The organism is Kribbella sp. NPDC104218 (assembly GCF_055584105.1).
This window is the reverse complement of sequence record NZ_JBVJMQ010000002.1, coordinates 498,989-511,478: the sequence shown is the minus strand read 5'-3', so window position 1 is coordinate 511,478 and position 12,490 is coordinate 498,989. Positions and strand designations below refer to the sequence as shown.

Annotated in this window: 13 protein-coding genes; 6 read left to right on the top strand and 7 right to left on the bottom strand. The window is 68.8% G+C overall.

Annotation, left to right across the window (positions count from 1 at the left end; genetic code table 11):
• The first annotated feature begins 43 nt into the window (after positions 1-43).
• Together ACZ6ZD_RS18365 and ACZ6ZD_RS18360 are read left to right on the top strand one after the other, a co-directional pair.
• Positions 44-787, top strand: coding sequence for an SDR family oxidoreductase (locus tag ACZ6ZD_RS18365; protein WP_465673544.1), 744 nt, complete (start codon positions 44-46; stop codon positions 785-787).
• Complete coding sequence (locus ACZ6ZD_RS18360; RefSeq protein ID WP_465673542.1) at positions 784-978, top strand: hypothetical protein; 195 nt, start codon at positions 784-786, stop codon at positions 976-978. Before ACZ6ZD_RS18365 ends, ACZ6ZD_RS18360 begins: the two co-directional genes overlap by 4 nt.
• 7 nt (positions 979-985) lie before the next feature.
• Here the strand turns inward: ACZ6ZD_RS18360 and ACZ6ZD_RS18355 are convergent, their stop codons facing one another.
• Positions 986-1,870 carry an RNA polymerase sigma-70 factor gene (locus ACZ6ZD_RS18355; RefSeq protein ID WP_465673540.1) on the bottom strand — a complete coding sequence of 295 codons (885 nt, stop codon included), beginning with the start codon at positions 1,868-1,870 and terminating at the stop codon, positions 986-988.
• Positions 1,871-2,077: 207 nt separating this feature from the next.
• Here ACZ6ZD_RS18355 and ACZ6ZD_RS18350 point away from each other — a divergent pair, with 207 nt between their 5' ends.
• From ACZ6ZD_RS18350 to ACZ6ZD_RS18340, 3 genes are all read left to right on the top strand, one after another.
• The gene (locus ACZ6ZD_RS18350) at positions 2,078-2,959 is read left to right on the top strand and encodes an ABC transporter ATP-binding protein (RefSeq protein WP_465673538.1); all 882 of its coding nucleotides are present in this window, start codon (positions 2,078-2,080) and stop codon (positions 2,957-2,959) included.
• Entirely contained in the window at positions 2,956-4,125 is a 1,170-nt protein-coding gene (locus ACZ6ZD_RS18345; RefSeq protein WP_465673536.1) for an ABC transporter permease, read from the top strand. Before ACZ6ZD_RS18350 ends, ACZ6ZD_RS18345 begins: the two co-directional genes overlap by 4 nt.
• Before the next feature lie 109 nt (positions 4,126-4,234).
• A complete protein-coding gene (locus tag ACZ6ZD_RS18340) occupies positions 4,235-5,197 on the top strand; it encodes a LysR family transcriptional regulator (RefSeq protein WP_465673534.1) in 963 nt (320 codons plus the stop codon).
• A gap of 34 nt (positions 5,198-5,231) precedes the next feature.
• Here ACZ6ZD_RS18340 and ACZ6ZD_RS18335 read toward each other — a convergent pair whose 3' ends face one another.
• The 6 genes from ACZ6ZD_RS18335 to lipB form a co-directional block, all read right to left on the bottom strand.
• Entirely contained in the window at positions 5,232-5,894 is a 663-nt protein-coding gene (locus tag ACZ6ZD_RS18335) for a trypsin-like serine protease (RefSeq protein WP_465673532.1), read from the bottom strand.
• A gap of 149 nt (positions 5,895-6,043) precedes the next feature.
• Positions 6,044-6,493, bottom strand: a complete 450-nt coding sequence (locus tag ACZ6ZD_RS18330; RefSeq protein WP_465673530.1) for a hypothetical protein — start codon at positions 6,491-6,493, stop codon at positions 6,044-6,046.
• 101 nt (positions 6,494-6,594) lie between these two features.
• Positions 6,595-7,173 (bottom strand): hypothetical protein, encoded by a 579-nt coding sequence (locus ACZ6ZD_RS18325; protein WP_465673528.1) that lies wholly within the window; start codon positions 7,171-7,173, stop codon positions 6,595-6,597.
• 35 nt (positions 7,174-7,208) lie between these two features.
• Positions 7,209-7,718, bottom strand: coding sequence for a hypothetical protein (locus ACZ6ZD_RS18320; RefSeq protein WP_465673526.1), 510 nt, complete (start codon positions 7,716-7,718; stop codon positions 7,209-7,211).
• A gap of 374 nt (positions 7,719-8,092) precedes the next feature.
• A complete protein-coding gene (locus ACZ6ZD_RS18315) occupies positions 8,093-9,883 on the bottom strand; it encodes an MFS transporter (RefSeq protein ID WP_465673525.1) in 1,791 nt (596 codons plus the stop codon).
• Positions 9,884-9,969: 86 nt separating this feature from the next.
• Entirely contained in the window at positions 9,970-10,680 is a 711-nt protein-coding gene (gene lipB / locus ACZ6ZD_RS18310) for a lipoyl(octanoyl) transferase LipB (RefSeq protein ID WP_465673524.1), read from the bottom strand.
• A gap of 102 nt (positions 10,681-10,782) precedes the next feature.
• Here lipB and ACZ6ZD_RS18305 point away from each other — a divergent pair, with 102 nt between their 5' ends.
• Entirely contained in the window at positions 10,783-12,483 is a 1,701-nt protein-coding gene (locus ACZ6ZD_RS18305; protein ID WP_465673522.1) for a protein kinase domain-containing protein, read from the top strand.
• The last annotated feature ends 7 nt before the right edge of the window (positions 12,484-12,490 follow it).

Here is a 12,490-nt window from a genome sequence, read left to right as displayed (position 1 = left end):
TGTGAGCGGCGCCGTCCGGGCGCCCCGGGGACAGGAGGCTGTTGTGAAGATCGTCGTGATCGGCGGCACCGGACTGATCGGATCGAAGGTCGTACGGCGGCTGGAAGCGCACGGGCACCACGCTGTCGCCGCGGCGCCCAACACGGGTGTCAACTCGCTCACCGGCGAAGGCCTCGACGAGGCGATGGAGGGCGCGTCGGTCGTCGTCGACCTGTCGAACTCGCCGTCGTTCGAGGAGAACGCCGTCCTGGAGTTCTTCCGGACCTCCACCACCAACCTGCTCGAGGCGGAGCGGAAGGCCGGCGTCGGCCACCACGTCGCGCTGTCGATCGTCGGCACCGAGCGCTCGCCGCAGATCGCCTACTTCCGCGCGAAGGTCGCCCAGGAGGAGCTGATCCGGGCCTCCGGCGTCCCGTTCTCGCTGGTGCACGCGACCCAGTTCTACGAGTTCGTCAAGCCGATCGCCGACAGCTCCGAGGTGGACGGCGTAGTCCGGATCCCGCCGGTGAACTTCCAGCCGATCGCCGGTGACGACGTGGCCGACGCGGTCGCGAAGACCGCCGCGGGCGAGCCGCTGAACCACCGGATCGACGTCGCCGGCCCGGAGCTGAGCCGGATGGACGAGTTCTTCCGCAAGGCGCTGGCCGAGCTCGGCGACCCGCGGGAGGTCGTCACCGACCCGGAGGCGACGTACTACGGCGCGGTGGTCAGCGAGGACGCGCTGGTCCCGGTCGACGACTCCGTCACGCTCGGCCGCATCCACTACTCCGACTGGGACAAGAAGTGACCAGCGAGCGAGACGAGATCCTCCGCGGTCTGCAGGCCGAGGCGGAGGCCGAGCTGGCCGCGCTGCGGTCCGCCGTCCCGGATGCGTCGCTACCGCCCGAGCAGTGGGTCATCGACCCGGCTGAGGAGGCCTTCGAGCAGGCCAGCCTGACCAGCCTGCTCGGTGCGGTGAAGGCGCTCGAAGAGGAGTAGGCGCTGCTCAGCGGGCCAGCGCCGCGTTGGCCCGCTGCAGCTTGTCGGGGTTCATCTGGACGTTCACGCGGTAGATGCCCTCCGGGGACGCACTCACCGAGATGATGTTGCGGACCCGGCCGTCGGCGATGACGACCAGCGCCGGACCGCCGTTCATCTGCGTCCACACCGTCTCGACGTCCACCCAGAACCTGGTGTGGAACGAGCGGAAGAACTTCGCCACCCGCTCGCTGCCGACGACGACGAACTTCGACGCGCGCGCCTTTCCGTCGCCGTCGGACACACTCGTCACATCAGGGGTGAACAAACCCTCCAGCTCCAGCAGGTCACCTGACTGCGCCGCGTGCACGAACGCAGTCAGGAGCCGCTGCTGCTCGGCGGCGTCCACCTCGACACGGCGATCGCCGTCCACGTGCTTGCGGGCGCGGCTGACCAGCTGCCGCACGGCCGGCTCGTTCAGCTGCAGGATGTCGGCGATCTGGCTGTACGGGTAGTCGAACGCCTCCCGCAGCACATACGCCGCCCGCTCGTTGGGCGACAGCCGCTCCATCAGCAGCAGGACGGCGAACTCCAGCGCCTCGCCCCGCTCCGCGCCCAGGTACGGGTCCGCGCTGGTGTCGACCGGCTCGGGCAGCCACGGCCCGATGTACGCCTCGCGGCGGACCCGGGCCGACTGCGTCGCGTTGATCGCCAGCCGCGTGGTCGCCGTCGCCAGGTAGGCCGCCGGGTTGAGCACCACGCTACGGTCGGCCAGCTGCCAGCGCAGCCAGACGTCCTGGACGATGTCCTCGGCCTCGGACGCGCTGCCGAGCATCCGGTAGGCGATGCCGAACAACCGCGGCCGGACCTCGTTGAAAACCGCCGCTGCCTGCTCGAGGTCGTCGTCACTCACGGAAACCATGATCCTCCCTGCTGCTGCCGTCACCAGCCTGGACAACCTGGACACGCCGGATGTGACACCGCCCGGCAGTGGCGTAGGACACTCCTCCGTCGCGCGGATGACGTGGGTGATCAACCGCGCGGCCGACGTCCGGCGGGGCCCGCGGTCACTAACTTTGAGTTACGACGGGGGCCGATGGGACAAAGGATGGGTGGACGGATGCTGAGGGTGGCTGGGCTCACTCGGCGGTTCGGTGAACAGCTCGCGCTGGACGACGTCACGTTCGACGTCGTCCCGGGGCGGATGACCGGGTTCGTCGGGGCCAACGGTGCCGGTAAGACGACGACGATGCGGATCATCCTCGGCGTCCTCGCCGCGAGCTCCGGAGAGGTGTTCTGGCAGGACAAGCCGCTGACGCAGGCCGTCCGGCAGGACTTCGGCTACATGCCGGAGGAGCGCGGGCTGTACCCGAAGATGAAGATCCGCGACCAGCTGATCTTCTTCGGCCGGCTGCACGGGCTGGCGGCGGGCGCCGCGGCCGAGCGGGTCGACAAGCTGATCGGGCGGCTCGGGCTGGCCGAGCGGGCGACCGACGTCCTGGAGAACCTGTCGCTGGGCAACCAGCAGCGGGTGCAGATCGCCGCGGCGCTCGTCCACCAGCCGATCGCGCTGGTTCTGGACGAGCCGTTCAGCGGCCTCGATCCGCTGGCCGTCGACGCGATGGTCGACCTGCTGCGGGAGGAGGTCACGCCTGAGGTGCCGGTGCTGTTCTCCAGCCACCAGCTCGACCTGGTCGAGCGGCTGTGTGACGACCTGGTCGTCCTGTCCCGCGGCAAGGTCGTCGCGGCCGGTCCGGTCTCCGAGCTGGCCGCGAGCCAGACTCCGACGTACCGGCTGGTCATCGACGGCGACGCCGGCTGGCTGCGCGATCTGCCCGGTCTACGGGTGCGCGACGTGGCCGGCGGGACGGCGCTCTTCGACGTCGAGGACGACGCCGTCGCGCAGCAGATCCTTCAGCAGGCCATCGGCCGCGGTCCGGTCCTGGAGTTCGGGCCGGAGCGAGTGGCTCTCAGCGACGTCTTCCGGGAGGCGACCCGATGAACGACCGGACTCTCGATCGGCCGTGGATGCTGATCGCCGAACGTGAGATCACCACCAAACTGCGGGACAAGACCTTCATCGGCTCCACGCTGGTGATGCTGGTCGTCGTCCTGGCCGCGGTCATCCTGCCCGCGCTGCTCTCGGGGAACAGCGGACCGGACAAGATCGCGGTGACCAGCGATGCCGGCGCGGCGATCGTCGCCCAGGCGGACGCCGCCGCGGGCGGGAGCGGGTACGAGGCGGTCCGGGTCGCTGACCGCGCTGAGGCGGAGAAGCGGCTCGACACCGACGCCGAGGCCGCTCTGGTGCCCGCTGCCGACGGCTACGTGCTGATCGGCAAGGAGAAGGTCGACTCCGGCGTCGAGAGCGGGCTGCGGGCCGCTGTCGCCGCGGTCGGGATGGAGCAGAACGCCGCGAAGGTCGGGCTGACGCCCGAGCAGCTCCGCGCGGGGACACAGGTGACTCAGGAGCTGCTGGAGCCGGGCTCGTTGCCGGCCGGCGTGAGCGACTTCGTCAACCTCGGGATGGCGCTGGTGTTCTACATGACCGCGCTCGGCTTCGGGATGATGATCGCGCAGAGCGTCGTCCAGGAGAAGGAGAGCCGGGTGGTCGAGATCCTGGCCGCTTCGGTGCCGATCCGGGCGCTGCTGTGGGGCAAGGTGATCGGCAACGCGACGCTCGCCCTCGGCCAGATCCTGGTGATCGCGATCGGCTCGGTGATCGGTCTGACGGTGACCGACCAGCTCGACATCCTGTCGGTCATCGGTCCGGTGGTCGGCTGGTTCGTGGTCTTCTTCGTCCTCGGGTTCGTGGCGCTGGCCGGGCTCTGGGCGGTGGCCGGCTCACTGGCCACCCGGCAGGAGGATCTCGGCTCGACCACGCTGCCCGGGCAGATGATCCTGATGATCCCGTTCTTCTTCTCGGTCTTCGCGGGGTCGACGGCCAAGACGGTGGCGTCGTTCGTGCCGATCGCGTCGTCCATGTCGATGCCGGGGCGGATGCTGACCGAGGACGTGCCGCTGTGGCAGCCGCTGGCGGCCATCGTGATCCTGATCGCGACGACGGTGCTGATCATCCGGCTGGGCGCTCGGCTCTACGAGCGGACGCTACTGCAGACCGGCCGGCGGCTCGGTTACCGGGAGGCGCTGGCGCTCGAAGCGCGCTGACCTATCGTCACGGCCGGGGCGAGCGTTACAACTTTCGCTCCGGCTGTGACGAAACCGTAATGTAGGATGCCTGTGTGCTGTGTCTCGACCTCGACTACGGTCTCAACGCATGAATGTGGAGCTGCGCCATCTCCGTGTCGTCGTCCTGGTGGCCGAGGCTGGGTCCGTCGGGCGGGCGGCCCGCTGGCTGAAGGTGAGCCAGCCGAGCCTGACCGCGCAGCTCAAACGCATCGAGGCCGCGTTCGGCGGTGAGCTCTTCGAGCGCTCCCGCACCGGCGTCACCCCGACCGCCCTGGGCCGGTACGCCGTCGACCGGGCGCGGGCCATCCTGGTCGACGTCGACCATCTCGCCGCGACCGTCTCCGCGATGACGGCGGTCGAGTCGAGCGCCGTCCGGCTGGGCGGTTTCCCGACCGCGCCGATGTCGGGGATCGCGTCCCGGCTGCGTGACCACGGCGAGATCGAGCAGGTCAGCATCGAGGTCGAGTGGTCGACGAGCGTGCTGCTCCAGCAGCTGGAGACCGGCCGGCTCGATTTCGCCCTGCTCCGCGAGTTCCCCGGGTTCGAGCTCCGGCTGCCGACCGGCGTCGAGGCCGTCACCGTCGTCGAGTCCGAGTCGGCGTACGTCGTCATGTCCGCCGACCACCCGATCGCCCGCAAACCCGCCGCCGAGGTCGACCTCGGCGCCCTCGCCGACGAAGAGTGGATCGGCGAGCCGCCGGACGACAGCGGCTTCCACGTCCTCTTCCGCGCCGCCTGTGAGCAAGCCGGCTTCCAGCCCAAGGTCGAACACCACTCGGTCGACACCTCGGTCCTGATGGGCTTCGTCACCAGCGGCCAAGGCGTAGCCCTGGTCTCACCGACCTCCTACCGCCTGCTCTCCACCGACGTCATCACCCGCCCCCTGCTCGGCGACCCCATCCACCGCCGCCTCCTCCTCGCCTGGAGCACCGAGTCCCCCCGCTCCCAAATGGCCCCCGACGTCCTCCACATGGCCACCGCCGCCTACGAAGAAGCCATCGCCGCCCAAGCCCGCCAAACCCACCCCACCCACCAAATGCACGTCGCCTGACCGGTTGGCGCCTTCGTCCACCCGCGCCCAAGGGTCATCGATCGACCGTCGGCGCTGTCTGGGCGGGGCTGTAGAAGCCGACTTGGTCGGGGCGGCAGCCGGTTCCCCAGGTGGTGACGGCGACCAGTCGCGGCCGGCCGGTGAGGTCGGTGCCGATGACGGGACCGCCGGAGTCGCCGGTGCAGGTGTTGCGGTTCGCTCCTGGGGTGGCGGTCGCGCACAGTTGCGCAGGGTGCCAGCGGGTTGGGTTGGCTGCCTGCGCGGTGCGGCATCGCGTCTGGCTGGCGGGGGTGAGCCCGACGGCGCGTTTGCGGCAGGGCGATGGCCCTGTTCTGCTGTCGCGTCCCCAGCCGACGGCGACCAGATCTCGGGTCTCGGCGACCGTCCCAGTCGCGATCGGAGTGGTGGTGGCGGGTTGCCGGACGGTCAGGATCGCCAGATCCAGACGCCGGTCGGGGTCGATCTTGACCGCCGCGACGCGCAGCCGTTCGCCGGTGATCGGGGCAGTGCTGCACAGGTTGTCGGCGCCGATCACGACGTTCAACGAGGCCGGGCGTCGGGTGCGTACGCAGTGGGCGGCGGTGAGAAGCGTAGTGGGGCCGACGAGGGTCGCAGCGCACGACTGCGCACCGAACAGGCTGTTTGCCGGGGCGGTGTGATTGATGATCACCGCGGTCGCCTTTACCGACAGTGCCACCGAGAGACCTGGGGAAGTAGACGCCGCTGCAGCTGCCGGATCGGAGGTCTGGGTCGCTGACGGCTTTGAGCCACAACCAGCGACCAGGACGACGGCCGCGACGGCGAGAACCCTGGAAGGCATGCCCAGCCTGATCCCGAGGGCGGTCATCAGCATGTTGGTTTGAGCTGGAGGCTGATGGCAGTGCGGGTGCGGTAGTACTTGTCGTCGACGGTGTAATCGACCTCGAGGGCCTCGAGTGAGGCGTCGCGGACTCCGGCGTCGGACACCACGTGGACCAGCAAGTTGTACACGCCGTTCGGCGGATCGGTCGGGATATCGACCTCCGTCACGGGCCGCCGCGCATTCCAGCTTTCTGCATTGCGTGGATTTCGGGCCGAGTCTGGAGGCCACTGCGCGAAGTTGCCGAACAACCCGTCATCGCTGAAAGTGACGTCGATATCAGTCACGCGCAGGCCGCGCGGATTGACCGGTGTCACGGCTGTGACGCGCAGCGGGCGTTCGCCTCTGTTGTTCAGTGACGTCATCGCAAACGTGAAGTCGCGGTTGCCGATTTCCAGTGGGATGCACACGATGATTTCGTCATTGTTCAGTCGCATGGGGCCGTCGCCGGCCGGCCGCTCCGGACTGCGCCCGGAACAGCCTGCCACGACAGTAATCGTCGCTACTGCGATTGCAGCAATTAGGTATCTGGGCACGGTCAGAAGCTTATTGCCGCGACCAGGGTGGTTGGGGCTTCCTCTCCGGGTGCACCGGTGGTTCCGCACAGGCGCCGTCCGGCGGCGTTGAACTTGTACGCGACCGTGGCGGTTCGCGAGTAGCCGGTGACCGCCGACAGTTCGATTCCGATTTCGGCCCCGATGACGACCCCGTTCGAGAAAGTCACCGCACGCGTTCTCGCGATGGTTACGGTGACATTCGCCTGCTGCTTGGCGCAGTTTTTGGTGTAGTCGATCTTGGGTGTTCCTTTGGGCTTGGTCGAGTCCGAGGCGGCGATCCAGGCAGTTGCACGGGCCTGGTAATACGGCACCGGGATCCCGCCGGGCCGGGTGCAGATGACTCTGAACTTGCCGTACCGGAACTGGGTCTTTCGGTAGCGGTCCTGGTAGTCGCCTACCGTGTCGTAGTTGATCGAGCCCGTCGTCGCCCTGGCCAGCGTGCCCGAGGCCTTGAAGGTTCCGTGCTTGCCGCTGGGTGAGAATCCGATCCCGAGCTCGCTGGTCGCTTCACGCACGTACCCGAAGTCGGTGGTTACCTTTGTGGTGTCGTTGTAATGCACCCCGACCGTCGTCCATCGGGCGCCGTAGCTCTCGATCAGCGTCGTAGTGCAATCGACAGCAGCGGCGGCGACTCCGGCTTTCCTTCCGATACCGGATCCGCGACCGCGTTGATCAGCGTCTTCCTCCCGTTGACGGTCGTCACTTTGCGCGGGAGCCCGAACGGGACCGCTGTCTCGCCCTCGCCGGCGACGATCTCGAAGTTCACGATCCCGTCTGGCCCGGTCACGGGTTCCAACGCCGACAGATCGGTCAGCTTCAGCTGGAACGAACCGTCTGCGCCGGACGTCGTTTCCGACAGCTGCTGCAACGTCGCCTCGTCACCGACCTGCATCTTCTCGGTCACGTCGTTACCCGGCCACGCATACAGCACCACCGGCACACTGCCCGCCGCCTTCCCCGCTGCGGTCTTCACCTTGCCGTACGCAATCACCGCCTCGTCCAGCACCGCTGCGGACCTGCTACCAGCAGCACCTGCAGGTCCCATCGTCAACACACCGGCCACCAGCCCCGCAGCCACCGCCGCGCTCGTCAACCTACGCGCCACCATGAGCCCCTATCAGTCGTCTGATACCGACTGTCAGTAGCTCATAAGAATTCGGTTACCGATACCGCGATTGCACCAACCTGCAACTGTGCGCAAACCCCCTAGCCCCACTATCACGCCCACTCTGCGAAGCACTCACCGAATTTCCCGGAGGCGAATCCGTGCAGACGACTCCAGACACCGACAGGTCGGCCGGCGCATCGTCGGGACACCAGCAGGAGGAAAGCAGTGGGCCGCAGGAGAGCGCGGAATACGTTCTGGCCGTCCGAGGACGTTTGAGTCCCGCCCTGGTCTCACAAACCCACGTCGCACGTGCCCACAAACGAGCGTGGCGTGAACCCGAAGGCCCACGCCACGCTCAAATCTCTCAGCCCTCAAGCCCCCGCCGGCCGCACCCCCGCAGCCCCGAACGGCCCCTCAAAAGCCCCCAAATGAAACTCCCCAGTATCCTCCGGATCCTCCATCCGCTCCCGATACTGCTGCCCCACCCGCTCCACCGGCCCAACCCGCCGCCCCGAACCTCCCGAAGAATCCCCCATCGAAGAATCACCCACCGGCGGCTCCTCAACCGGCGAAACCCCCACCGGCGCCGTAGCCACCGGCGAACCACCAACCGGCGGCGTACCAACGGGCGGAGCAACAACCGGCGGCGTAGCAACGGGCCCTCCGCCACCTACCCCCGACGCGCCAGCAGCCGCCATCGGCGCACCCGCCCCCGAACCACCCACCCCACCACCGCGCGGAGGCTCCTCCGACCCCCCACGCTCTTCTTCGGCCGCCGCATCGCCAGCCCGGACAGACTCTCCGGCCGCCTCAGCAGACCCGCCGTCCGCCAAAGGAACATCTGCAGTAGCTCCAGCCGGGGGAGTGGCCACCGGCGCCGCCTGCGTGCCAGCAGCAACCGCCGCACCCGACCCACCTACGAAACCGCCCGCCGTCGGCCCGCCCACGGCACCGTCCGTCGCCTGCCCACCCGCAGCCGACCCGCCTACGGAACCACCAGTTGCGGCCCCCGCCGCACCCTCCTGCTTTTCCTCGGCCGCTGCATCGCCAGCCCCGACAGACTGTCCGGCCGCCTCAGCAGACCCGCCGTCCGCCGAAGGAGCCTCCGCCGTAGGTCCAGCCGGGGGAGTGACCACCGGCACCGCCTGTGTGCCAGCAGCAACCGGCGCACCCGACTCGTCTACGGAACCACCCGCGGCCGACCCGCCTACGGAACCACCGGTCGCGGCTCCCGCCGCACCCTCCTGCTTTTCCTCGGCCGCCGCATCGCCAGTCTGGGCAGAGTCCCCGGCCGCCTCAGCAGACCCAGCGTCCGCCGAAGGAGCAACTGCGGTAGCGACCGGCTGGGTGTCCTCAGGCTCCGAGCTCGGGAAGAGCATCGGCTGAGTGTCTTCCCCCGGCTCTTCGACCGACGACTCCGGGACGACGACGGTCTCGTCGCGGTCACCCGGCACCAACACCGTCTCGTCCCGATCATTGCCACCAGCAACAGTCTCGAACGACGCCGTCCGCTCCGGCACGACCGGCTCAGCGGCGACGGGGAACTGCGCGGTGTGCTCGTCCGCCTGGTTCCGCGGCCGTACCGGCTCTTCGTCGAACAGGTCGTCGTACCGCCCCGACCGGTCGTACGACTCGTACGCCGACCCGCCGTACGCATCCTCCGGATACGCGCTGGCAGCAACCGGGTACACCGCCGCGGCGGCCGCCTCCTGCTGTGCCTGCGCGGCTTCCTGCTCGCGCTGGCGACGCTCGGCGTCCGCGCGCTCGCGCCGCCGGCGCTGCACCCCGCGCACGATCAGCTGAATCGCGTACACCAGCGAGATCACGGTCAGGATCGGGACGACGCCGTTCAGCGTGAACTGCCGCGTCCCCTCGATCATCCCGTTCGTCACCCCGGGGACGTCGTTCAGGAAGTTCGTGGTCCGGTTAGGAATCCACAGCCAGCAGTACACCAGCGTGCCGAAGGCGAGGAACGCCCCGATCGCGCCGGCGCCGGAGAAGTACGACACCACCACCCAGAAGATCAGCGCGCCGATGCCGTAGGCAAGCGCCATCCCCTTCGCATTCAGCTGGATACCGCCCGGCGCCGCGAGAACTCCGAACACCGCCGGCCCGACCAGCGCGACCGCCACTCCGAGCAAGAACCCAAGAAATTTGGACACGCCCCCACCGTAGCGACGTTTCCGGCCCGCACCTGGGAGACACTTCGCAGTCACCCGGACGGGCAACTACTTTCAGTGCCGAAACGTCACACCGTGAGCCCGTACGTGATCCCGCCCGGCGCACCCTGCGCGATATCCGGCGTCCGCTCGTACTCGTCCCACGCCAGCATCCGATCCAGCTCCCGGCGGACGGCGGCGAGCACCTCGGTGACCGGGACGTCGCGCCCGAGCTCCTTGGACAGCGTGGTCACGTCGGCGTCCGAGATCCCGCACGGGACGATCCGGTCGAACCAGGTCAGGTCGTTGTCGCAGTTCAGCGCGAAGCCGTGCATCGTGACGCCCTGCGTGACGCGGATCCCGATCGCCGCGATCTTCCGCTCCCGCCCGCGCTCGTCGGCCGCGACCCAGACCCCGCTGCGCCCCTTGACCCGCCCAGTCGTCACACCCAGCTCGGCGCACACCGCGATGAGCGCCTCCTCGAGCCGGCGAACGTAGTCCACGACGTAGACATGCGAAGCGAGTTTGACGATCGGGTATCCGACCAGCTGGCCCGGACCGTGCCAGGTGATCTTGCCGCCGCGGTCGACATCGACCACCGGCGTGCCGTCGAGCGGACGCTCTTGCGGCTCGGTGCGCTTACCGGCGGTGTAGACCGGCGGGTGCTCGAGCAGGATCACCGTGTCCGAACCGGTGCCCTCGGCAACCTCGGCGTGCAGCCGCCGCTGCTCGGCCCACGCGGTCTCGTAGTCGACGGCGTCGTCGCCGAACCCGGCCTCCACGTACTTGATAGCCCTCACGCCTTCGAGTGTAGGCCGCCGATCCCAGGCGTGGACGGCGGCCTCCACCTGGCCTGTGGATAACTTCCGCGGGGCTGGGCGCAATCGCGGCATTCTCTTGGCATGGACCTCGACGACCTCGCCGGCTACCGCTTGCGCCGCAGGCTCGGGTCCGGGTCGGCCGGCGTTGTCTGGCAGGTCCGCGACCTCGCCTCGGGGCGGAACGCCGTGCTCAAACGCATTCCCGTGACCGCGATCCATCGACAGGAGCAGTTCCGTGCCGATCTCCTCATCCTGCAACGCATCCGGCATCCGCATCTCGCGAACGTGCTGGAGGTCCGCGAGTCCGCCGACGAGTGGCTCGTCTTCAGCCAGCATGTCGCCGCCGGCTCGCTCACCCAGCTGCTCAGCCGCCGCGCCAAGCTGACGCCCGGCGAGCTCGTCACCCTGCTCAGCCCGCTGACCGATGTGCTCTTCCACCTTAACCGCACCGGCCTCGTCCACGGCCGAATCACCCCCGCCAACGTCCTATTCGACGCCGACGGCCGCCCCGTCCTCACGGACGTCGCCCTGCACACCCGCAACCTCCGCCCCCTGACCACCCCAACCTTCCCCGACCCCTCAACCACCAACGACTACCTGGCCCTAGCCGACCTGGCCGCCACCTGCGGCCTCCCAACCCCACTCTTCCCGCCCTCCCTCTTCACCGAGACCCCATCCCAAAAACTCCCCAACTACCTCCTGACCCTCGCCGCCCCCGAGCCCATCAACTTCCCTGCCCCAGACCCAACCTCAACCACCACACCCCACCCACCAACCCCCACCGCCCAGCCAACAACGCCGCTGCCCGCCTCACCCACGCCGACGCCACCCCGAGCCAAGCCCCCACGACGCCTCCCCAACCTCACCCGCCGAACCCCCAGCGACCCCGCCGACCCCCTCTCGCGCCTGACCCGATCCCACGTAATCGCCCCAGCCCAAACCCACCTGATCGGCACCACCCATGTAGAGCCAGCCATCACCTGGTCCACCCCTCACCCGCCAGCCCCCAAGTCACAACCCCCACCCGCCGGCCCAACCCACCCTCCTCCCAGCCCTGCCACCAACCCCACACCCGTCAACCCCACCCCGTCCCGACCCGATTCTCGTGTTCAGGCCTTTCGGGATGCCCCGGCTCGGCTCGTCGAGGCGTGGCGCTTCAGGACCAGCGCGATCCACCCCGCGTACGGCGTACTGGCCGCAGTCGCCCTGGGCGCCATCGTGGTGCTGGCTATCGGCCTGGCAGCCCAAGGCGTCCTCACCAGCACACCCCAACCAAGCCCACAGCCGACCCCAGACGCCTCCGGGCGAGCCTCACCCGACCAACCCCCGAAACCCAGCAGCCCAACCCCGGTCCGGTCGACTGCATCCCCGGCCCCGGACGGCGGCGTTCGGACGGCTGCGGAATGGCTGATCGTTCTTCGCGGGCTCGACGCCCAACGGGCCAAGGCGTTGTGGCGCCTCGACCTCAACGCGCTGGACGACATCTACGTACCCGGCACCCCACCTTGGCGCTCCGACCGAGCGCTGCTGGCCACCTACCGCCGCAAGGGAGTCCGCATCCAGAACCTCACGATCCACATCGACAGCAACACCGTCGTCCATCAATCCCCGACAGCGGTCACCCTTCGCACCACCGACCGCTTCATCCGCGCCCAAGCCGTCACCCGAACCGGCGTGACCACACAGCTCCCGCCGGGCATCCCAACCACCCGCCTCATCACGCTCACCCCAACCGCTGCCCCCAACCCGACCTGGCGGATCAAATCCATCACGCCGGTTTGAGAGCAGG

Bases quoted from the DNA above. Each gene is read 5' to 3' on its own strand.
- ACZ6ZD_RS18330 (WP_465673530.1), bottom strand. From the start codon at position 6,493: ATGCGACTGAACAATGACGAAATCATCGTGTGCATCCCACTGGAAATC.
- ACZ6ZD_RS18350 (WP_465673538.1), top strand. From the start codon at position 2,078: ATGCTGAGGGTGGCTGGGCTCACTCGGCGGTTCGGTGAACAGCTCGCG.
- ACZ6ZD_RS18345 (WP_465673536.1), top strand. From the start codon at position 2,956: ATGAACGACCGGACTCTCGATCGGCCGTGGATGCTGATCGCCGAACGT.
- ACZ6ZD_RS18305 (WP_465673522.1), top strand. From the start codon at position 10,783: ATGGACCTCGACGACCTCGCCGGCTACCGCTTGCGCCGCAGGCTCGGG.
- ACZ6ZD_RS18340 (WP_465673534.1), top strand. From the start codon at position 4,235: ATGAATGTGGAGCTGCGCCATCTCCGTGTCGTCGTCCTGGTGGCCGAG.